At 55.0% G+C, this 22,120-nt stretch carries 19 protein-coding genes; 15 read left to right on the top strand and 4 right to left on the bottom strand.

From position 1 onward, the window contains the following. The first annotated feature begins 142 nt into the window (after positions 1-142). Positions 143-1,618 carry a ketol-acid reductoisomerase gene (gene ilvC / locus ACMGG5_RS05190; RefSeq protein WP_021242831.1) on the top strand — a complete coding sequence of 492 codons (1,476 nt, stop codon included), beginning with the start codon at positions 143-145 and terminating at the stop codon, positions 1,616-1,618. 86 nt (positions 1,619-1,704) lie between these two features. Here ilvC and ppiC (ACMGG5_RS05185) read toward each other — a convergent pair whose 3' ends face one another. Beyond that, positions 1,705-1,986 (bottom strand): peptidylprolyl isomerase PpiC, encoded by a 282-nt coding sequence (gene ppiC, locus ACMGG5_RS05185; protein WP_008501570.1) that lies wholly within the window; start codon positions 1,984-1,986, stop codon positions 1,705-1,707. A 50-nt stretch (positions 1,987-2,036) separates the two neighbouring features. Beyond that, the gene (ppiC, locus tag ACMGG5_RS05180; RefSeq protein ID WP_048989374.1) at positions 2,037-2,318 is read right to left on the bottom strand and encodes a peptidylprolyl isomerase PpiC; all 282 of its coding nucleotides are present in this window, start codon (positions 2,316-2,318) and stop codon (positions 2,037-2,039) included. A 112-nt stretch (positions 2,319-2,430) separates the two neighbouring features. Here ppiC (ACMGG5_RS05180) and rep point away from each other — a divergent pair, with 112 nt between their 5' ends. Next, a complete protein-coding gene (gene rep, locus ACMGG5_RS05175) occupies positions 2,431-4,455 on the top strand; it encodes a DNA helicase Rep (RefSeq protein ID WP_032646096.1) in 2,025 nt (674 codons plus the stop codon). A gap of 51 nt (positions 4,456-4,506) precedes the next feature. Here rep and gppA read toward each other — a convergent pair whose 3' ends face one another. Next, complete coding sequence (gppA, locus tag ACMGG5_RS05170; RefSeq protein WP_024907961.1) at positions 4,507-5,991, bottom strand: guanosine-5'-triphosphate,3'-diphosphate diphosphatase; 1,485 nt, start codon at positions 5,989-5,991, stop codon at positions 4,507-4,509. Between the two features lie 5 nt (positions 5,992-5,996). Further along, entirely contained in the window at positions 5,997-7,265 is a 1,269-nt protein-coding gene (rhlB, locus tag ACMGG5_RS05165; RefSeq protein WP_021242834.1) for an ATP-dependent RNA helicase RhlB, read from the bottom strand. Positions 7,266-7,409: 144 nt separating this feature from the next. Between rhlB and trxA the strand changes: the two genes are divergently transcribed. From trxA to thrP, 13 genes are all read left to right on the top strand, one after another. Further along, positions 7,410-7,739, top strand: coding sequence for a thioredoxin TrxA (gene trxA, locus ACMGG5_RS05160; RefSeq protein WP_006179218.1), 330 nt, complete (start codon positions 7,410-7,412; stop codon positions 7,737-7,739). 345 nt (positions 7,740-8,084) lie between these two features. After that, positions 8,085-9,344, top strand: coding sequence for a transcription termination factor Rho (gene rho / locus ACMGG5_RS05155; protein ID WP_008501566.1), 1,260 nt, complete (start codon positions 8,085-8,087; stop codon positions 9,342-9,344). Between the two features lie 242 nt (positions 9,345-9,586). Then, complete coding sequence (gene wecA / locus ACMGG5_RS05150) at positions 9,587-10,690, top strand: UDP-N-acetylglucosamine--undecaprenyl-phosphate N-acetylglucosaminephosphotransferase (protein WP_024907962.1); 1,104 nt, start codon at positions 9,587-9,589, stop codon at positions 10,688-10,690. A gap of 13 nt (positions 10,691-10,703) precedes the next feature. Next, complete coding sequence (gene wzzE / locus ACMGG5_RS05145) at positions 10,704-11,750, top strand: ECA polysaccharide chain length modulation protein (RefSeq protein WP_024907963.1); 1,047 nt, start codon at positions 10,704-10,706, stop codon at positions 11,748-11,750. Positions 11,751-11,806: 56 nt separating this feature from the next. Continuing rightward, positions 11,807-12,937, top strand: a complete 1,131-nt coding sequence (wecB, locus tag ACMGG5_RS05140; RefSeq protein ID WP_024907964.1) for a non-hydrolyzing UDP-N-acetylglucosamine 2-epimerase — start codon at positions 11,807-11,809, stop codon at positions 12,935-12,937. Beyond that, on the top strand, positions 12,934-14,196 hold the full coding sequence (gene wecC / locus ACMGG5_RS05135; RefSeq protein ID WP_420277587.1) for a UDP-N-acetyl-D-mannosamine dehydrogenase: 1,263 nt from the start codon (positions 12,934-12,936) through the stop codon (positions 14,194-14,196). Before wecB ends, wecC begins: the two co-directional genes overlap by 4 nt. Continuing rightward, positions 14,193-14,870, top strand: coding sequence for a dTDP-4-amino-4,6-dideoxy-D-galactose acyltransferase (gene rffC, locus ACMGG5_RS05130; protein ID WP_420277586.1), 678 nt, complete (start codon positions 14,193-14,195; stop codon positions 14,868-14,870). The genes wecC and rffC overlap by 4 nt, the downstream gene beginning before the upstream one ends. A 4-nt stretch (positions 14,871-14,874) precedes the next feature. After that, entirely contained in the window at positions 14,875-16,005 is a 1,131-nt protein-coding gene (rffA, locus tag ACMGG5_RS05125) for a dTDP-4-amino-4,6-dideoxygalactose transaminase (protein WP_420277585.1), read from the top strand. 1 nt (position 16,006) lies between these two features. After that, positions 16,007-17,257, top strand: coding sequence for a lipid III flippase WzxE (gene wzxE, locus ACMGG5_RS05120; protein ID WP_420277584.1), 1,251 nt, complete (start codon positions 16,007-16,009; stop codon positions 17,255-17,257). Continuing rightward, positions 17,254-18,333, top strand: coding sequence for a TDP-N-acetylfucosamine:lipid II N-acetylfucosaminyltransferase (locus tag ACMGG5_RS05115; protein ID WP_420277583.1), 1,080 nt, complete (start codon positions 17,254-17,256; stop codon positions 18,331-18,333). The genes wzxE and ACMGG5_RS05115 overlap by 4 nt, the downstream gene beginning before the upstream one ends. Next, positions 18,330-19,682, top strand: coding sequence for an ECA oligosaccharide polymerase (wzyE, locus tag ACMGG5_RS05110; RefSeq protein ID WP_048989608.1), 1,353 nt, complete (start codon positions 18,330-18,332; stop codon positions 19,680-19,682). The genes ACMGG5_RS05115 and wzyE overlap by 4 nt, the downstream gene beginning before the upstream one ends. A gap of 12 nt (positions 19,683-19,694) precedes the next feature. Beyond that, positions 19,695-20,435 (top strand): lipopolysaccharide N-acetylmannosaminouronosyltransferase, encoded by a 741-nt coding sequence (gene wecG / locus ACMGG5_RS05105; RefSeq protein WP_420277582.1) that lies wholly within the window; start codon positions 19,695-19,697, stop codon positions 20,433-20,435. A 197-nt stretch (positions 20,436-20,632) separates the two neighbouring features. After that, positions 20,633-22,018 carry a bifunctional threonine/serine APC transporter ThrP gene (gene thrP / locus ACMGG5_RS05100; protein WP_420277581.1) on the top strand — a complete coding sequence of 462 codons (1,386 nt, stop codon included), beginning with the start codon at positions 20,633-20,635 and terminating at the stop codon, positions 22,016-22,018. The last annotated feature ends 102 nt before the right edge of the window (positions 22,019-22,120 follow it).

The raw sequence follows: 22,120 nt of genomic DNA, 5'->3' as shown, positions 1-22,120 counted from the left end.
CCCTCTTTTTATATTGCAAAAATTGCAACGTGACGTTGTGAATATATCAATTTCCGCAATAAATTTCCTGTTGTAATGTGGGTACATTCTCGCTGAAACGCGAACCGAACAATAAGACACACAACATCACGAGGTATCACCCATGGCTAACTACTTTAATACACTGAACTTGCGCCAGCAGCTGGCGCAGCTGGGCAAATGCCGCTTCATGGCGCGCGACGAATTTGCCGATGGCGCGAGCTACCTTCAGGGTAAAAAAGTGGTCATCGTCGGCTGTGGCGCACAGGGTCTGAACCAGGGCCTGAACATGCGTGACTCCGGTCTGGATATCTCCTACGCCCTGCGTAAAGAAGCGATTGCCGAGAAGCGTGCTTCCTGGCGTAAAGCGACCGAAAACGGCTTCAAAGTGGGTACCTACGAAGAGCTGATCCCGCAGGCGGATCTGGTGGTTAACCTGACCCCGGACAAACAGCACTCAGACGTTGTGCGTTCCGTACAGCCGCTGATGAAAGACGGCGCCGCGCTGGGTTACTCCCACGGCTTCAACATCGTTGAAGTGGGCGAGCAGATCCGTAAAGACATCACCGTAGTGATGGTGGCACCGAAGTGTCCAGGTACGGAAGTACGCGAAGAGTACAAGCGTGGCTTCGGCGTGCCGACGCTTATCGCAGTTCACCCGGAAAACGATCCGAAAGGCGAAGGCATGGCGATTGCCAAAGCATGGGCAGCGGCGACCGGCGGCCACCGTGCGGGCGTGCTGGAATCGTCCTTCGTTGCCGAAGTGAAATCTGACCTGATGGGTGAGCAGACCATTCTGTGCGGCATGCTGCAGGCCGGTTCTCTGCTGTGCTTCGACAAGCTGGTGGAAGAAGGTACTGACCCGGCCTACGCGGAAAAACTGATTCAGTTCGGCTGGGAAACCATCACCGAAGCGCTGAAGCAGGGCGGTATTACGCTGATGATGGACCGTCTGTCCAACCCGGCAAAACTGCGTGCTTACGCGCTGTCTGAACAGCTGAAAACCATCATGGCGCCGCTGTTCCAGAAACACATGGACGACATCATCTCCGGCGAGTTCTCTTCCGGTATGATGGCGGACTGGGCGAACGACGATAAGAAACTGCTGACCTGGCGTGAAGAGACCGGTAAAACCGCGTTCGAAACCGCGCCGCAGTATGAAGGTAAAATCGGCGAGCAGGAGTACTTCGATAAAGGCGTCCTGATGATCGCGATGGTGAAAGCAGGCGTTGAGCTGGCGTTCGAAACCATGGTCGATTCCGGCATCATCGAAGAGTCTGCGTACTACGAATCACTGCACGAGCTGCCGCTGATTGCGAACACCATCGCCCGTAAGCGTCTGTACGAAATGAACGTGGTGATCTCTGATACCGCAGAATACGGTAACTACCTGTTCTCTTACGCCTGCGTACCGCTGCTGAAAGAGTTTATGACCACTCTGCAGACGGGCGATCTGGGCAAAGCGATTGCTGAAGGTGCCGTGGACAACGCGCAGCTGCGCGACGTGAACGAAGCGATTCGCAGCCACCAGATCGAGAAAGTGGGTCACAAACTGCGTGGCTACATGACCGATATGAAGCGTATCGCGGTAGCGGGCTAACAATCTTGTCGGGTGGCGCTTCGCTTACCCGACCTACAAAACCGTAAGATGTAGGCCGGGTAAGGCGCAGCCGCCACCCGGCTTTTTTATTTGCGATACAGCACTTTAATCACGTGGTAGCCGAACTGCGTGTGCAGCGGGCCCGTTGGCTCCAGCACCGGGCAGGAGAAGACCACTTTATCGAACGCCGGTACCATCTGACCCTGGCGGAATTCACCCAGATCGCCGCCGCGTTTGCCTGACGGACAGATAGAGTGCTTCTTCGCCAGTTTGCCGAAGTCGGCGCCGTTTTTGATCTGCTCCAGAAGATCCAGAGCCAGTTTCTCTTCTTTAACAAGAATATGCAGTGCTGCTGCTGTTTTTGCCATGATCGTGCCTTGAATAGGTTGAGATAAATCGGGGCGCAATATACCACGCGTCAGCGGCGATAAAGCACCTTAATGATATGGTAGCCAAATTTGGTTTTAACCGGGCCGTAGGGCTTCAGAAGCGGGCAGCTAAAGACCGCCTGATCGAACGGGCCGACCATCGCACCTTGTTGAAACTCCCCAAGATCACCGCCATTGCGCCCGGACGGGCATTTAGAGTAACGCTTCGCCAGATGATCAAAGCTGATGCCGCGCTCCAGCCTGGCCAGGATCTCCTGGGCCAGTTTCTCTTCTTTTACCAGAATATGCAGGGCTGCTGCGGTCTTTTTCATGGTTCTGCTCTAAGGGTTAAACGCGATTTCTCCACTTTATCATTAGCCGGTAAATCTGCGCCCGGCTTTCTGCTACAATCCACACCCCGTTCGAAGATTGAGCAATACTCCCATGCGTTTAAACCCTGGACAACAACAAGCGGTCGAATTCGTTACTGGACCATGCCTGGTGCTGGCAGGGGCCGGTTCGGGTAAAACCCGCGTGATCACCAACAAAATCGCCCATCTGATCCACAACTGCGGGTATCAGGCGCGACACATTGCGGCGGTCACCTTTACCAATAAAGCGGCGCGCGAGATGAAAGAGCGTGTCGGTCAGACGCTGGGCCGTAAAGAGGCGCGCGGCCTGATGATCTCCACCTTCCACACGCTGGGGCTGGATATCATCAAACGCGAGTATGCGGCGCTGGGAATGAAGTCCAACTTCTCGCTCTTCGATGACACCGATCAGGTGGCGCTGCTCAAAGAGCTCACCGAGGGGCTGATCGAAGATGATAAAGTGCTGTTGCAGCAGCTGATCTCGACGATCTCGAACTGGAAAAACGATCTGATGACGCCGGCCCAGGCCGCGGCGATCGCCAAAGGCGAACGGGATCGCATCTTCGCCCACTGCTACGGTCTGTACGATGCACATATGAAAGCGTGCAACGTGCTGGACTTCGACGACCTGATCCTGCTGCCGACGCTGCTGCTGCAGCGCAATGAAGAGGTGCGCGAGCGCTGGCAGAACAAAATCCGTTACCTGCTGGTGGATGAGTATCAGGACACCAACACCAGCCAGTACGAGCTGGTGAAGCTGCTGGTGGGGCAGCGCGCGCGTTTTACCGTGGTAGGCGACGACGACCAGTCAATTTACTCCTGGCGCGGCGCGCGCCCGCAAAACCTGGTGCTGCTGAGCAAAGATTTCCCGGCGCTGCAGGTGATTAAGCTGGAGCAGAACTATCGCTCCTCCGGGCGTATCCTGAAAGCAGCTAACATCCTGATTGCCAATAACCCGCACGTGTTTGAGAAGCGTCTCTTCTCCGAACTGGGTTACGGCACGGAGCTGAAAGTGCTCAGCGCCAACAATGAGGATCATGAAGCGGAGCGCGTGACGGGCGAACTCATCGCCCACCACTTCGTCAACAAAACCGAATATAAGGATTACGCGATCCTCTATCGCGGCAATCACCAGTCGCGCGTCTTTGAAAAGATGCTGATGCAGAACCGTATTCCGTACAAAATCTCGGGCGGCACGTCGTTCTTCTCACGACCAGAAATCAAAGATCTGCTGGCCTACCTGCGCGTGCTCACGAATCCGGATGACGACAGCGCGTTTCTGCGCATCGTGAATACGCCAAAACGCGAGATTGGCCCGGCGACGCTGCAAAAGCTCGGCGAGTGGGCGATGACCCGCAACAAAAGTATGTTTACCGCCAGCTTCGACATGGGGCTGAGCCAGACGTTAACCGGACGCGGGTATGATTCATTAACGCGATTCACCCACTGGCTTGGCGAAGTGCAACGTCTCGCGGAGCGCGAGCCGGTGGCGGCGGTGCGCGATCTTATTCACGGCATCGACTATGAGTCCTGGCTGTACGAAACTTCGGCCAGCCCGAAAGCGGCTGAGATGCGCATGAAGAACGTTAACCAGCTCTTCAGCTGGATGACCGAAATGCTGGAAGGCTCTGAAATCGACGAGCCGATGACCCTGACGCAGGTGGTCACCCGCTTTACCCTGCGCGACATGATGGAGCGGGGCGAGAGCGAAGAAGAGGCCGATCAGGTACAGCTGATGACGCTGCACGCGTCAAAAGGTCTGGAGTTCCCGTATGTCTATCTGGTCGGTATGGAAGAGGGGTTGTTACCGCATCAGAGCAGCATTGATGAAGACAACGTCGACGAGGAGCGCCGCCTGGCCTACGTGGGGATCACCCGCGCGCAGAAAGAGCTGACGTTCACATTGTGTAAAGAGCGCCGTCAGTATGGCGAACTTGTCCGCCCGGAGCCGAGCCGTTTCCTGCTGGAGCTGCCGCAGGATGACGTGATTTGGGAACAGGAGCGCAAAGTGATTACCGCAGAAGAGCGGATGCACAAGGGGCAGGCTAACGTGGCAAATATCCGCGCCATGCTGGCAAAAGCCAAAGAGAAAGGATAATGATGAGTAGGCCGGGTAAGGCGAAGCCGCCACCCGGCAATGTTCAGCGTATTACTTCACTTCCAGCACCCAGTGCACATAGCTCTGCCACTGGCACTCCTGCTCGATCATCTCTGCCCCAAGCGGGTGACGATCAATCCAGTTCTCCGGTAACGTCAGCGAAAGCTTCTCGTCATCGGCCACCAGACTAATGGCGGGCAGCAAATCATCGCGGCGGCGGCTGGCAAACAGGATCGCCAGACGCAGCAGGCGGCACAGATGCTCGGCCACGCGCGGCGGTACGGCGTTTTGCTGATGCAAAGACGAGAGGTCAACGGCATTGGTCTGGTTCAGCAACAGCGTTGCCAGCAATTTTTTCTGCGCGGGTGTATAGCCCGGTAAATCCAGGTTGCGCACCAGATACGCTGCGTGAGCAGGTGCCTGCTTAAAATCAATGCTCAGCCCCACTTCATGTAGCGCACAGGCGCTTAGCAATAAATCCCGGCTCAGAGGATCAAGATCCCAGACGTTAGCGACCTGATCGGCGAAGCGTGACGCCAGCTGCGATACGCGTCCTGCCTGATCGATATCAACCAGAAAACGACGCTGCACGTTGCGCAGGGTACGGCTGCGGATGTCCTGATCGACCGACAGATGCAGCATCCCGTAGACCAGACCTTCGCGCAGCGCGCCGCCGGCCAGGGTCATACACTGGATGTTCAGCTCGGTGAAAATAGCGATAAGAATGGCCAGCCCGCTCGGGAAAACCAGCGCGCGCTCCAGCGTCAGGCCTTCAATTTCCAGCTCTTCCAGGCGTCCGCACTGAATGGCGCGCTGTTTCAGCTGCTGAAGTTTGGCAAGCGTAATCCGCTCGTCCATTCCCTGCGCCATCATGATTTCCTGCAGGGCCTGCACGGTACCCGAGGCACCCACGCAGACTTTCCAGCCGTGATAGCGCAGCTCGTCCATCACCGGGCGTAACACTTCGCGCGCGGCGTTCTCTGCCTCGTCGAAGTTCTCTTTACCCAGATTACGATCGGTAAAGTAGCGCTCAAGCCAGGTTACGCAGCCCATCGACAGGCTGAACAGCGACGTTGCCTGCGCGCCGGTGCCGGTAACAAGCTCGGTACTGGCACCGCCGATATCCACTACCAGGCGACGATCGTCACCCCCCGTGGTGTGTGCAACACCCTGATAAATCAGGCGAGCTTCTTCTTCACCGCTGATAACCTGAACCGGACAACCGAGAATTTCCTGCGCTCTGGCAATAAAATCCACGGCGTTAACCGCCAGGCGGAGTGTCGCAGTGGCGACCACGGTGATTTGGGCATGCGGGATATCCTGCAGACGCTCGGCAAAGAGTCGCAGACACTGCCAGCCACGTTCCATGGCTTCAGGTGAGAGGTGATTGTCGCTGCTCAGGCCCGCCGCGAGGCGGACCTTGCGCTTAATGCGCGTCAGCGTTTGTATGCTTCCCGCCACCTCGCGCACAACCAGCATATGAAAACTATTCGAACCGAGATCAATTGCCGCATAAAGCGAGGTGGAGCTGAGCATATTTTTTAACCTGAACGACGACGATTACGCGGTGCGCCGCCTGAACGACGCGGACCATTGCCGGAGCGTGGGCGGGTTAGACGCTTAGGCGGCGGCAGTTCGCTTAACAGCGCTTCCGGATTGTATTTGCTCTGCGGAATAGAGTGACCGATATAAGTCTCAATGGCTGGAAGATTCAGCGCATACTCTTCACACGCAAGGCTAATCGAGTGACCGCTTGCGCCCGCACGACCGGTACGACCGATACGGTGTACGTAGTCTTCGCAGTCGTCTGGCAGATCGTAGTTAAAGACGTGCGTTACGGCCGGAATGTGTAAACCACGTGCCGCCACGTCGGTTGCGACCAGAATATCGAGATCGCCACGGGTAAATTCTTCAAGAATGCGCAGGCGTTTTTTCTGCGCCACGTCGCCGGTCAGCAGGCCAACACGGTGACCGTCTGCAGCCAGATGGCCCCAGATGTCTTCACAACGGTGTTTGGTGTTCGCGAAGATAATGGCGCGATCGGGCCACTCTTCTTCGATCAGCGTTTGCAGCAGACGCATTTTCTCTTCATTGGAAGGATAGAAGAGCTCTTCTTTAATGCGGTGACCCGTTTTCTGCTCCGGTTCCACTTCCACGTACTCGGCGTTGTTCATCTGTTCGAACGCCAGTTCGCGCACACGGTAGGAGAGGGTTGCAGAGAACAGCATATTCAGGCGCTGGTTAGCCGGAGGCATACGGCGGAACAGCCAGCGGATGTCTTTAATGAAGCCCAGATCGTACATGCGGTCAGCTTCATCGAGCACCACAACCTGGATTGCACCGAGGTTAATGTGGTTCTGTTTAGCGTAGTCGATAAGACGGCCGGTGGTACCGATCAGGATATCCACACCGCTTTCCAGCACTTTCAGCTGTTTATCGTAGCCGTCGCCGCCATAGGCCAGACCCAGCTTCAGGCCGGTAGCCTGCGCCAGGGGTTCAGCGTCTGCATGGATCTGTACCGCCAGTTCTCGCGTCGGGGCCATAATTAGCGCGCGCGGCTGGTTAACTTTGCGGTCTGCAATCGCTGGGTGAGAAAGTAAATAATGAAACGTTGACGTTAAAAACGCCATCGTTTTGCCGGTACCGGTTTGCGCCTGCCCGGCAACATCGCGACCGGCCAGCGTCAGCGGCAGCGCGAGGGCCTGAATGGGCGTGCAGTTATGAAACCCTTTATTTTCAAGGGCTTCAATCACCTTCGGGTGCAGCGCGAAGTCGGAAAACTTCTGTTCTGTTAAATGTGTTTTGCTCATAGTGTGGTAGAATATCAGCTTACTATTGCTTTACGAAAGCGTATCCGGTGAAATAAAGTCAACCTTTAGTTGGTTAATGCGACATCAACACGTCGTTGGTGGAGACAAAACCAACGTACCAGGCTTATTCCTGTGGAGTTATATATGAGCGATAAAATTATTCACCTGACTGACGACAGTTTTGACACGGACGTACTTAAGGCTGACGGGCTGATCCTCGTCGATTTCTGGGCTGAATGGTGTGGTCCTTGCAAAATGATCGCCCCGATTCTGGATGAGATCGCCGACGAATATCAGGGCAAACTGACCGTTGCCAAGCTGAACATCGACCAGAACCCGGGCACCGCACCAAAATACGGTATCCGTGGCATTCCGACCCTGCTGCTGTTCAAAAACGGCGAAGTGGCGGCGACCAAAGTGGGCGCGCTGTCCAAAGGTCAACTGAAAGAGTTCCTGGACGCTAACCTGGCGTAAGGTTTCTCCGCTGCGCGTTCAGAGCTCCCGGCTAAATGATCTGGAACTCTGGACGCCCGGCTGAAGTCGTGCTAAGTTAGCTATGACTTCGTTTTAAACATATCTTGTTGTTTGAATCTTGTTTTACCCGATACTTCCCGCTGTTGACATATCCAGTGCGTGAAGTGGCTAAATTCCGGGCTTGTCACTCAATCCGTCTTGTCGTTTCAGTTCTGCGTTCTTTCCCTGTGACCAGACAGCGAACAGACATGAGTTGATGGCCGCTAAACAGGCATGGATGACCCTGCCATACCATTCACAACATTAAGTTCGAGAATCACCCCGAGTTTAAGAACCCACACCATTATGAATCTTACCGAATTAAAGAATACGCCGGTTTCTGAGCTGATCACTCTCGGCGAAAATATGGGGCTGGAAAACCAGGCTCGTATGCGCAAGCAGGACATCATTTTCGCCATCCTGAAGCAGCACGCTAAGAGTGGCGAAGATATCTTTGGCGACGGTGTGCTGGAGATATTGCAAGACGGATTTGGTTTCCTCCGCTCTGCAGACAGCTCCTACCTCGCCGGCCCTGACGACATCTACGTATCCCCCAGCCAAATCCGCCGTTTCAACCTCCGCACTGGTGACACCATTTCAGGTAAGATTCGTCCTCCTAAAGAGGGTGAACGCTACTTTGCGCTGTTGAAAGTCAATGAAGTTAACTTCGACAAACCTGAAAACTCGCGTAATAAGATCCTCTTTGAGAACTTAACGCCGCTGCACGCGAACTCTCGCCTGCGCATGGAGCGTGGTAACGGTTCTACCGAAGACTTAACCGCGCGTGTTCTGGATCTGGCATCACCTATTGGTCGCGGCCAGCGTGGTCTGATTGTGGCGCCGCCAAAAGCGGGTAAAACCATGCTGCTGCAGAACATCGCGCAGAGCATCGCCTATAACCACCCAGACTGTGTGCTGATGGTGCTGCTGATTGACGAACGTCCGGAAGAAGTGACCGAGATGCAGCGTCTGGTTAAAGGTGAAGTGGTTGCTTCAACCTTCGATGAGCCAGCCTCTCGCCACGTTCAGGTTGCGGAAATGGTTATCGAGAAGGCAAAACGCCTGGTTGAGCACAAGAAAGACGTGATCATCCTGCTCGACTCCATCACCCGTCTGGCGCGTGCCTACAACACCGTGGTGCCAGCGTCTGGTAAAGTGCTGACCGGTGGTGTGGATGCTAACGCCCTGCATCGTCCGAAACGCTTCTTCGGTGCTGCACGTAACGTGGAAGAGGGCGGCAGCCTGACCATCATCGCGACGGCGCTGATCGATACCGGTTCCAAAATGGACGAAGTGATTTACGAAGAGTTTAAAGGTACAGGCAACATGGAACTGCACCTCTCTCGTAAGATCGCTGAAAAACGCGTCTTCCCGGCTATCGACTACAACCGTTCCGGTACCCGTAAAGAAGAGCTGCTCACCACTCAGGAAGAGCTGCAGAAAATGTGGATCCTGCGCAAAATCATCCATCCAATGGGTGAAATTGACGCGATGGAATTCCTCATTAACAAACTGGCGATGACCAAAACCAACGACGATTTCTTCGACATGATGAAACGCTCGTAACGCAAATAAAGCCAGCGAACGCCACGTTTTTACGTGGCGTTTTTCTTTTATGGACTATACGCTAGTACCACCTACTCCCAATTTTGACCGGTCAGTGCGACAATAGGGCCGTTTATGCAGGAAAAGAAATAATTGATTGAAAAATATACAAAGGGAGTTGTAAGAAGCCATCTTTATTACTTCTGAGGCTGTGGCTTCATGGTTATACTTCCGGGACTAACATTTGTTGAGAGCAATCCATTGTGAATCTATTCACCGCCGTTACTGAACTGATCAGTATTTTTTTATTCACAACCTGTTTTTTGTTCATTGCGCGTAAGGTGGCAAAACGAATAGGGTTGGTGGATAAGCCTAATTTTCGTAAACGCCATCAGGGACTTATTCCTTTAGTCGGCGGGATATCTGTTTACGCAGGAATTTGCTTCACGTTTGGTATTGCCGATTATTATATCCCGCATGCCGCCCTCTACATTGCCTGCGCCGGTGTCCTGGTGTTAGTCGGGGCTCTTGATGACCGGTTTGATATCGCGGTGAAAATACGCGCCACCGTTCAGGCGGGCATTGGCGTGGTGATGATGGTTGTGGGCGGACTGTATCTGCGAAGCCTCGGCTATGTGTTTGGCCCCTGGGAGTTAGTTCTGGGCCCATTTGGCTTCTTCCTGACACTCTTTGCCGTCTGGGCGGCAATCAATGCTTTCAACATGGTGGATGGCATTGACGGCCTGCTCGGTGGGTTGTCATCCGTCTCGTTCGCCGCTATCGGCATTATTTTATGGTTTGATGGCCAGTACAGTCTGGCAATGTGGTGTTTCGCCATGATTGCCGCCATTCTGCCTTATATCCTCTTAAACCTCGGTGTGCTGGGCCGTCGCTATAAAGTCTTTATGGGAGACGCGGGCAGTACGCTGATTGGTTTTACGGTTATCTGGATCCTGCTTGAAACCACTCAGGGCCAGACCCATCCGATAAGCCCTGTAACAGCGCTGTGGATTATTGCCATTCCATTAATGGATATGGTGGCGATTATGTACCGCCGCCTGCGCAAAGGAATGAGTCCTTTCTCTCCCGACCGCCAACACATTCATCATCTCATCATGCGCGCGGGTTTTACATCTCGTCAGGCGTTTGTACTGATTACGCTGGCCGCCGCTATTTTAGCCGCGATTGGTGTAGCTGCAGAATATTCTCATATTATTCCTGAGTGGGTTATGTTGGCATTATTCTTGCTGGCATTTTTCCTGTACGGCTACTGCATTAAGCGCGCATGGAAAGTGGCGCGATTTATTAAACGTCTTAAACGCAGGATGCGTCGTAACAGTGGCAAAAATACAACATTAACTAAGTAAAACCGGGACTATGATGACTCAACCGTTGGCGGGAGCGAAATCAGTGGTAACTGAGAATGAACTGGATATTCGGGGTTTGTTTCGCGTGTTATGGGCAGGCAAACTTTGGATTGCCGGGATCGCGCTGGGGTTTGCACTGTTAGCGCTGGCCTATACATTCTTTGCAAAACAAGAGTGGAGCGCCACGGCAATCACGGACAAACCAACGGTTAACATGCTCGGGGGATACTATTCCCAGCAGCAATTCCTGCGAAATCTGGATATCAAAGCCAGTCTTGCAACGCCAGACCAGGCCTCCGTTATGGATGAAGCCTATAAAGAGTTTGTGATGCAGCTGGCTTCGTGGGATACCCGCCGCGATTTCTGGTCCCAGACGGATTACTACAAGCAGCGTCGGGTTGATAACACCAAAGCCGATGCCGCCCTGCTGGACGATCTGATTAACAATATCCAGTTTATGCCGGGCGATGCGCTGCGTAACGTGAATGACAGCGTCAAGCTAATTGCAGAAACTGCGCCGGATGCCAACAACCTGTTGCGTCAGTATGTTGCGTTTGCCAGTCAGCGTGCCGCAAGCCATCTTAACGAAGAGCTTAAAGGCGCCTGGGCGGCTCGTACCATCCAGATGAAAGCGCAGGTGAAACGTCAGGAAGAGGTGGCTAAAGCCATTTTTGCTCGTCGTGTACACAATATTGAGCAGGCGCTGAAAATTGCGGAACAGCACAATATTTCCCGTACTGAGACGGACGTACCGGCTGATGAGCTGCCTGATTCAGAGATGTTCCTCCTTGGTCGCCCCATGCTGCAGGCGCGTCTGGAAAACCTGAAGGCCGTTGGCCCTGATTTTGACCTCGATTACGATCAAAATCGCGCGATGCTCAATACGCTTAATGTCGGTCCATCCCTGGACCCGCGTTTTCAGACCTATCGTTATTTGCGAACGCCTGAAGAACCTGTAAAACGCGATAGTCCGCGTCGTGCATTCCTGATGATCATGTGGGGGATTGTAGGCGCACTGACGGGCGCAGGCGTGGCGTTAACGCGTCGTCGCAAAAACTAAGAACGCCGTCTACGATGAAGGCTGCGGCCTTCATCGCCTAATCGAAGAGAATCGATGTGAAAGTACTAACCGTATTTGGCACCAGGCCGGAGGCCATTAAGATGGCACCTCTGGTTCATGCGCTGGCCTGCGATCCTGATATTGAAGCGAAAGTGTGCGTCACGGCCCAGCACCGGGAGATGCTCGATCAGGTTTTAACCCTCTTCTCCATCGTCCCGGATTACGACCTCAATATTATGAAACCGGGGCAAGGGTTAACGGAGATAACCTGTCGCATTCTGCAAGAACTTAAGCCGATCCTGGAGTCATTTAAGCCTGACGTGGTGCTGGTACACGGTGATACCACCACTACCGTGGCGACAAGCCTGGCCGCGTTCTACCAGCGAATTCCCGTGGGACATGTTGAGGCGGGGCTGCGTACCGGCAATCTTTATTCACCGTGGCCGGAAGAGGCCAACCGCACGTTAACGGGCCATCTGGCGATGTACCACTTTGCGCCAACGGAAAACTCTCGTCAAAACCTGCTGCGTGAAAATATCGCCGATAATAAAATCTTTGTGACCGGCAATACGGTCATTGACGCGTTAATTTGGGTACGTGACCGCGTCCTGGCAAATAGCGATCTTCAGAAAGAGCTCGCAGCCCGCTATCCGTTCCTCCACAACGGCAAAAAAACCATTCTGGTCACTGGTCATCGACGCGAAAGCTTTGGCCGGGGTTTTGAGCAAATCTGCCATGCGCTGGCTGAAATCGCCGCGCAGAACGACGATGTGCAAATTGTCTATCCAGTACACCTTAACCCTAACGTCAGCGAGCCGGTCAATCGTATTCTGGGCCACGTCGAAAACGTCCTGCTGATCGAACCGCAGGACTACATGCCGTTTGTCTGGCTGATGAACCATGCCTGGCTGATCCTCACCGATTCCGGCGGAATTCAGGAAGAAGCGCCATCCCTCGGCAAACCGGTACTGGTGATGCGTGAAACGACCGAACGTCCGGAAGCCGTCAAAGCCGGTACGGTGCGTCTGGTCGGCACCAACGCACAGCTGATCGTCGAAGAGGTCACGCGCCTGCTGCACGACGATGAAGCGTATCAGGCGATGAGCCGGGCCCATAATCCGTATGGCGACGGGCAGGCTTGTGGTCGTATTTTGCATGCACTTAAACACAATCGGGTATCGCTATGAGTTTTACTACCATCTCTGTCATTGGTCTTGGCTACATTGGCTTGCCCACCGCGGCGGCGTTTGCCTCTCGTCAAAAACAGGTTGTCGGTGTGGATATCAACGCACGCGCGGTGGAAACCATTAACCGTGGCGAAATTCATATTGTCGAGCCCGATCTTGACCGCGTGGTGAAAGAGGCTGTGGACGGAGGCTTCCTGCGTGCCAGCACGACCCCTGTGGAAGCAGATGCCTACCTGATTGCCGTTCCAACACCCTTTAAAGGTGACCACGAGCCCGACATGGCTTTTGTCGAGGCGGCGGCAAAATCCATCGCACCTGTGCTGAAGAAAGGGGCACTGGTGATCCTGGAATCGACCTCTCCGGTTGGTGCTACCGAGCAGATGGCACAGTGGCTGGCCGACGCGCGCCCTGATTTAAGCTTCCCGCAGCAAGCGGGGGAGCAGGCGGATATCAACATCGCCTACTGTCCGGAGCGCGTGCTGCCGGGCCAGGTCATGGTCGAACTGATTAAAAACGACCGCGTCATTGGCGGTATGACGCCCGTCTGTTCCGAACGTGCCAGCGCGCTGTATAAGATTTTCCTGGAAGGTGAATGTGTGGTGACCAACTCCCGCACCGCCGAGATGTGCAAGCTGACGGAAAACAGCTTCCGCGACGTCAATATCGCTTTTGCGAACGAACTGTCGCTGATCTGCGCCGATCAGGGGATTAACGTCTGGGAGCTGATTAGCCTGGCGAATCGCCATCCGCGCGTCAACATTCTCCAGCCAGGCCCGGGAGTAGGCGGACACTGTATCGCCGTCGATCCGTGGTTTATCGTGGCGCAGAATCCGGCGCAGGCGCGCCTGATTCGCACCGCGCGCGAAGTGAACGACAGCAAGCCTCACTGGGTGCTCAATCAGGTTAAAGCGACGGTAGCGGATTGTCTGGCAGAGAGCGGCAAGCGCGCCAGCGAGCTGAAAATTGCCTGCTTTGGTCTGGCATTTAAACCCAATATTGACGATCTGCGTGAAAGCCCGGCGATGGAAATTGCCGAGATGATTGCTGAATGGCACAAGGGCGAAACGCTGGTGGTTGAGCCGAATATCCATGAATTACCGGCAAAACTGGCGGGGCACTGCACGCTGACGGCGCTGGATGACGCGCTGGCGGCGGCGGACGTGCTGGTGCTGCTGGTAGATCATAAAGAGTTTAAAGCGACGTCCGGCGATGCCGTTCGTCAGCAGTATATTGTGGATACCAAAGGTGTCTGGCGTTGAATAGCCTGAATGGGGTGCTCGAGTCCCTGCAGTGGGAAAGTGTCTTTTTCGGCCTGCCATCGGCCATCGTGCGTCTGCGCGATGACGCGCCGGTACTGGCTGAATCGGATTTTATCGCCTGGCAACGGGTGCAGGCGAAGATTCCGGCGGAGCGCGTCGATCTGCTTGACGCGCTCCAGCAGCACGGCTTTCAGCTGGTTGAAGGTGAGGTCGATCTTTCCATTACCCTCACCCGGCACGATGCGTCCGGCGCGGAAATTGCAACGGAACAGGATATCCCCGTGCTGCGTCGGATGGCGGCTCAGGCGTTTGCGCAGAGCCGCTTTCGTGCGCCCTGGTATGCGCCTGACGATAGCGGGCGTTTCTATGCCCAGTGGATAGAGAATGCCGTCAAAGGCACCTTTGACCACGTCTGCCTGGTTTTCCGTGCAGGGGACGGTCAAATCCAGGGGTTCGTCTCGCTGCGTAAGCTCAACGCGCGCGAGGCGCGTATCGGCTTATTAGCCGGGCGCGGCATGGGTGAGAAACTCATGCAGGCGGCGCTGCACTGGGCGCAGCAGCAACAGCTTGTGACGCTGCGGGTCGCGACCCAACTGGGCAACACCGCCGCGCTTAAACGTTATATTGCGAGTGGTGCCAACATCGACGCCACCGCCTACTGGTTATACAGGTGACAAGATGATTCCATTTAACGCACCACCCGTCGTCGGAACTGAACTCGACTATATGCAGTCTGCCATGGGCAGCGGCAAACTCTGCGGTGACGGTGGTTTTACCCGTCGCTGTCAGCAGTGGATGGAACAGCGTTTTCGCAGCGCCAAAGTGCTGCTGACCCCGTCCTGTACGGCATCGCTGGAAATGGCGGCACTGCTGCTGGATATCCAGCCCGGTGATGAAGTGATCATGCCGAGCTATACCTTCGTTTCCACCGCGAACGCGTTTGTTCTGCGCGGGGCGAAAATCGTTTTTGTGGATATCCGACCGGATACCATGAACATTGATGAGACGCTGATTGAAGCGGCGATCACCGATAAAACACGCGCGATCGTGCCGGTTCACTACGCGGGCGTGGCCTGTGAAATGGATACCATCATGGCCATCGCCAAAAAACATGATCTGTTTGTGGTGGAAGATGCCGCGCAGGGCGTGATGTCTACCTACAAGGGACGCGCGCTGGGTACCATCGGCCACATCGGCTGCTTTAGCTTCCACGAAACCAAAAACTACACGGCAGGCGGAGAAGGTGGCGCGACGCTGATTAACGACCAGGCGCTCGTGGAGCGTGCGGAAGTGATCCGCGAAAAAGGCACCAACCGCAGCCAGTTCTTCCGCGGCCAGGTGGACAAATACACCTGGCGCGATATTGGTTCAAGCTATCTGATGGCGGATCTGCAGGCGGCGTACCTGTGGGCGCAGCTGGAAGCGGCGGAACGTATCAACCTGCAGCGTCTCTCCCTGTGGCAAACCTATTACGATGCCCTTGAGCCTCTGGCCAAAGCCGGGCGTATTGAGCTGCCAACCATTCCGGCTGATTGCGTCCACAACGCGCATATGTTCTACATCAAGCTACGCGATAACGACGACCGCAGCCAGCTCATTGCCTGGCTGAAAGAAGCCGAAATTATGGCGGTATTCCACTATATCCCGTTGCACTCCAGCCCGGCGGGTGAAACGTTTGGGGTGTTCGCGGGTGAAGACCGTTACACCACCAAAGAAAGTGAGCGTTTGCTTCGTCTGCCACTGTTCTACAACCTCGCGCCAGTTAACCAGCGTACGGTGATTAATACCCTCCTGAGTTATTTCGGCTGATATGTCTCTGGCAAAAGCATCGGTGTGGACCGCCGCGTCCACGCTTGTAAAAATTGGTGCCGGGCTGCTGGTTGTCAAGCTGCTGGCGGTCTCATTTGGCCCCTCTGGTGTGGGACTGGCGGGTAATTTCCGCCAGCTTGTCACCGTCCTTGGGGTGCTGGCCGGTGCCGGTATTTTTAACGGCGTGACCAAATACGTTGCGCAGTATCACGATGATGCGGCTCAGCTTCGCAGAGTCGTGGGCACCTCTTCGGCGATGGTCACGGGTTTTTCGACCCTGATGGCGATTATCTTTCTGCTGGCGGCGGCCCCTATCAGCCAGGGCTTGTTCGGGCACACCCATTACCAGGGGCTGGTGCGTCTGGTGGCGTTGGTCCAGATGGGCATTGCCTGGGCTAACCTGCTGCTGGCGCTGATGAAAGGGTTTCGTGATGCTGCCGGGAACGCGCTTGCCTTAATTCTGGGCAGCATCATCGGCGTGATTGCCTACTACTTCTGCTATCGCCTGGGAGGCTATGAAGGCGCGCTGCTCGGACTGGCGCTGGTCCCGGCTCTGGTTGTTGTGCCTGCGGCGCTTATGCTGATGCGTCGGGGCGTCATCCCGCTGAGCTACCTGAAACCGCAATGGGATAAAGTGCTTGCCAGTCAGTTGGGTAAATTTACCCTGATGGCGCTCATTACCTCCGTCACGCTGCCGGTGGCCTACGTGATGATGCGAAACCTGCTGGCGGCGCATTATAGCTGGGATGAAGTGGGGATCTGGCAGGGCGTAAGCAGCATTTCCGACGCCTACCTCCAGTTTATTACGGCTTCCTTTAGCGTTTATTTGCTGCCAACATTATCGCGTCTGACGTCCAGGCAGGATATTACCCGTGAGATTTTCCGATCGCTGCGCTTCGTGTTGCCAGCGGTTGCAGCTGCCAGCTTGACCGTCTGGTTATTGCGTGATGTCGCCATCTGGCTGCTGTTCTCGGCGAAGTTCACCGCCATGCGCGATCTGTTTGCCTGGCAGCTGGTGGGCGATGTGCTGAAAGTGGGTGCTTACGTTTTCGGCTATCTGGTGATTGCAAAAGCGTCCCTGCGGCTGTATATCCTGGCGGAAATTAGCCAGTTTGCGTTACTGACAGCATTTTCACACTGGCTGATACCCGCATACGGTGCGCTGGGGGCGGCTCAGGCCTACATGGCAACCTATATCGTTTATTTCGCTGCCTGTTGCGGCGTATTTTTATTGTGGCGTAAACGCGCATGACTGCACTGATTCACATCCTGGGATCGGATATCCCACACCATAACCAGACCGTTTTGCGGTTCTTCAACGACGAGCTGGCATCGGGTAATCCCGATGCGCGTGAGTTTATGGTTGCAGGTCAGGATAAGGGCCTGAGCGCAGCATTTCCGGCGCTCGCTATTCGCTTCTGGCCGGATAAGGCCTCACTGGCGAAGGCGGTTGTTGCCAAAGCCAAAGCGGATCGTAAGCAACGTTTCTTTTTCCACGGGCAGTTTAATACCGGCCTGTGGCTGGCGCTTCTCAGCGGAGGGATTAAACCCTCCCAGTGCAGCTGGCATATCTGGGGAGCCGATCTCTACGAAGTCTCCCGCGGCTGGAAATTCCGTCTTTTCTATCCCTTACGCCGCATGGCGCAGGGGCGCGTAGGCTGTGTGTTTGCCACCCGTGGCGATCTCAACTATTTTGCTAAACAGCACCCGAGCGTGCGCGGAGAACTCCTCTATTTCCCCACCCGCATGGATCCGGCGCTGAACACCATGGCGAATGACACGGTGCGTGAAGGCAAGCTAACGATCCTGGTGGGGAATTCCGGCGATCGCAGTAACGAACACGTTTCGGCGCTCAGGGCAGTGCATCAGCAGTTCGGCGACACGGTGAACGTGGTGGTGCCGATGGGCTATCCCGCCAACAACGACGCCTATATTGATGAGGTTCGGCAACAGGGACTTGCGCTGTTTAGTGCAGAAAATCTGCACATCCTTAGCGATAAGCTGGAATTTGATGAATATCTTGCGCTGCTGAGAAAATGCGATCTTGGCTATTTCATCTTTGCCCGACAGCAGGGAATCGGCACGCTGTGTCTGCTGATTCAGGCGGGGGTACCGTGCGTGCTCAACCGCGACAACCCGTTCTGGCAGGACATGGCCGAGCAGCATATTCCGGTGCTGTTTACCTCAGATGCGCTAAATGTCGAGGTGGTACGTGAAGCTCAGCGCCAGCTCACGCTGGTGGATAAAAATAGCATCGATTTTTTCAGCCCGAATTACCTCACGCCGTGGCACCGCGCGCTGCGTATCGCGTCAGGAGACAAAGCATGAGTCAGTTGCAATTCAGCGGCTTACTGGTTGTCTGGCTTCTGAGCACCCTGTTTATCGCCACGCTTACCTGGTTTGAATTCCGCCGGGTGCGCTTCAACTTTAACGTTTTCTTCTCGTTACTGTTTCTGCTGACCTTCTTTTTCGGCTTCCCGCTCACCAGCATTCTGGTCTTCCGTTTTGACGTGAGCGTCGCGCCGCCGGAAATCCTGCTCCAGGCGCTTCTGGCGGCGACCTGTTTCTATGCGGTCTACTACGTTACCTATAAAACGCGTCTGCGTTCAGCGCAGGCTACAGCCCCGCGTCGGGCGCTTTTTACCATGAATCGGGTGGAGACTCACCTGACGTGGGTGATGCTGATGACCATCGCCCTGGTCAGCGTCGGTATCTTCTTCATGCATAACGGCTTCCTGCTGTTTAAGCTCCACTCCTACAGCCAGATTTTTTCAGCCGAAGTCTCGGGCGTGGCGCTTAAGCGTTTCTTCTACTTCTTCATTCCGGCGATGCTGGTGATCTTTTTCCTGCGTCAGGACAGCAAAGCGTGGCTGTTCTTCCTGGTCAGCACCGTCGCGTTTGGCATCCTGACCTACATGATTGTGGGCGGTACGCGCGCGAACATTATTATCGCCTTCGCGATCTTCCTGTTTATCGGCATCATTCGCGGCTGGATCTCGCTGTGGATGCTGGTTGCGGCAGGAGTGTTTGGCATAGTGGGGATGTTCTGGCTGGCGCTGAAGCGCTATGGGATGAACGTGGCGGGAGATGAGGCGTTTTACACGTTCCTCTACCTGACGCGCGATACGTTCTCGCCGTGGGAAAACCTGGCATTGCTGCTGCAAAACTACGACAAGATTGATTTCCAGGGGCTGGCGCCGATTGTTCGCGACTTCTACGTCTTTATCCCTTCCTGGCTTTGGCCGGACCGGCCTGGTGTGGTGCTCAATACCGCGAACTATTTTACCTGGGAAGTGCTGAACAACCATTCCGGTCTGGCAATCTCGCCAACGCTGATTGGTTCCCTGGTGGTGATGGGCGGGGCGTGGTTCATTCTGCCCGGGGCGGTTGCCGTGGGGCTGATTATCAAGTGGTTCGACTGGCTTTATGTGCGTGGCAACGAAGAGACCAACCGCTATAAAGCCGCCATTTTGCACAGTTTCTGCTTTGGTGCCATTTTCAATATGATCGTTCTGGCGCGCGAAGGGTTGGATTCATTCGTGTCGCGCGTGGTGTTCTTCATGGTCGTTTTCGGCGTCTGCCTGTTACTGGCCAAACTGCTGTACTGGCTGTTTGACAGCGCAGGGCTTGTGCACAAGCGCGAGCGGCAGGGCAGCACAACGCTGTCGCAAGTCTGAGTAAGGATAGTAATGACTGATAAAATTTCTGCACCGCGCTATGCGCTACGTGGCCTGCAGCTTATTGGCTGGCGCGACATGCAGCACGCGCTGGACTTTCTGTTTGCCGACGGCCAGATGAAATCCGGTACGCTGGTGGCCATCAACGCGGAAAAAATGCTGGCGGTTGAGGATAATGCGGAAGTCAAAAGCCTGATTGAAGCGGCTGAATTTAAATATGCGGACGGGATCAGCGTGGTCCGCTCTATCCGTAAAAAGTATCCTGACGCTAATATTTCCCGCGTGGCGGGGGCCGATCTCTGGGAGCAGCTTATGGCCCGCGCAGGTGCGCAGGACACGCCCGTGTTCCTGATTGGCGGTAAGCCGGAGATACTGGCCCAGACGGAGGAGAAACTGCGTCGTCAATGGAATGTTAATATCGTCGGCAGCCAGGATGGTTACTTCAAACCGGAAGATCGGCAGGCGCTGTTTGAGCGCGTTCGTGACAGCGGGGCGAAAATTGTCACCGTGGCGATGGGGTCCCCGCGCCAGGAGATCCTGATGCGTGACTGCCGTCTGGTCTGTCCGGATGCCCTCTACATGGGCGTTGGCGGTACGTACGACGTCTTTACCGGCCACGTTAAGCGTGCGCCCAGGGTCTGGCAAAATCTGGGGCTGGAGTGGCTGTACCGCCTGCTATCGCAACCGACGCGCATTAAACGACAGATCCGTCTGCTTCGCTACCTCGCCTGGCATTACACCGGGAAAATGTAATCAAAATGTAGCGCGATATGCTATTCGCGCTGCAACTCGCCTGCAAAACTGCTGACAATCTGTGCAATGCATTCATTTTTTTAATGCATCGTTTGCCATTTGGCCGATTTTAAGAAACCATTCGCTCCGTATTTTAGTACCCCTAAAAAACAATACCCGGTCTTAAGCCGGGAAACAGCAAACACAATCGAGGATCTATGGCAGAGAAAAAACCGGAGCTACAGCGTGGGCTGGAAGCTCGTCATATTGAACTGATAGCGCTGGGCGGCACTATCGGCGTGGGCCTGTTTATGGGTTCCGCAAGTACGCTCAAATGGGCAGGCCCTTCCGTATTACTGGCGTATATTATCGCCGGGCTGTTTGTTTTCTTCATTATGCGTTCCATGGGCGAAATGCTCTTCCTGGAGCCGGTAACCGGCTCGTTCGCCGTTTACGCGCATCGTTATATGAGCCCGTTCTTTGGCTACCTGACGGCCTGGTCATACTGGTTTATGTGGATGGCGGTGGGCATCTCAGAGATCACCGCGATAGGGGTCTACGTCCAGTTCTGGTTCCCGGACATGGTCCAGTGGATACCCGCGCTCATTGCCGTGGGGCTGGTGGCACTGGCAAACCTGGCCGCCGTGCGCCTTTACGGTGAAATTGAGTTCTGGTTCGCAATGATCAAAGTCACCACGATTATCGTGATGATTGTCGTCGGCCTGGGCGTGATTTTCTTCGGCTTTGGCAACGGTGGACACGCTATCGGCTTTGGCAACCTGACCGAAAACGGCGGCTTCTTCGCTGGCGGCTGGAAGGGCTTCCTGACGGCGCTGTGTATCGTTGTGGCCTCGTATCAGGGCGTGGAGCTGATCGGCATTACCGCCGGTGAAGCGAAAAACCCGCAGGTCACACTGCGTAGCGCGGTAGGCAAAGTGCTGTGGCGCATCCTGATTTTCTATGTGGGTGCAATCTTCGTTATCGTAACCATCTTCCCGTGGAACGAAATTGGCGCGACCGGCAGCCCGTTTGTTTTAACCTTCGCCAAAATTGGTATCACGGCGGCGGCGGGTATCATCAACTTTGTGGTCCTGACGGCAGCGTTGTCAGGCTGTAACAGTGGGATGTACAGCTGCGGACGTATGCTCTATGCGCTCTCGAAGAACAACCAGTTGCCTGCGGCGATGAGTAAAGTCTCACGTGCCGGGGTGCCGGTGGCGGGGGTGGCGGTCTCCATTGCGATCCTGCTGATTGGCTCTTGCCTGAATTACATCATTCCTAACCCGCAGCGGGTGTTCGTTTACGTCTATAGCGCCAGCGTACTGCCGGGCATGGTGCCGTGGTTTGTTATCCTCATCAGCCAGCTGCGCTTCCGTCATGCGCACAAAAAGGCGATTGAAAGCCATCCGTTCCGCTCAATTCTGTTCCCCTATGCGAACTATTTGACGATGGCGTTCCTGATTTGCGTATTAATCGGGATGTACTTTAATGAAGATACCCGCATGTCGCTGTTTGTCGGGGTGATCTTCCTGGCGGCTGTGACGGCCGCATATAAGCTTTTTGGCCTGGGCCGCCGTGCCACCACGCAGAAAGTGGAGGAATAAGCGGCAAAATGTGCAAACCATAACCAAACGCGCATTTTTTTCAAAAAAGCACTAGACAGCGGGGACGGAGGTACGTAATATCCAGCCCCGCAACGGCGCTAA

It is taken from the genome of Enterobacter sp. BNK-34, from assembly GCF_048684445.1.
GTDB lineage: Bacteria > Pseudomonadota > Gammaproteobacteria > Enterobacterales > Enterobacteriaceae > Enterobacter > Enterobacter pseudoroggenkampii.
The sequence above is the reverse complement of the archived record's forward strand: the minus strand, read 5'-3'. Positions and strand labels throughout refer to the sequence as shown.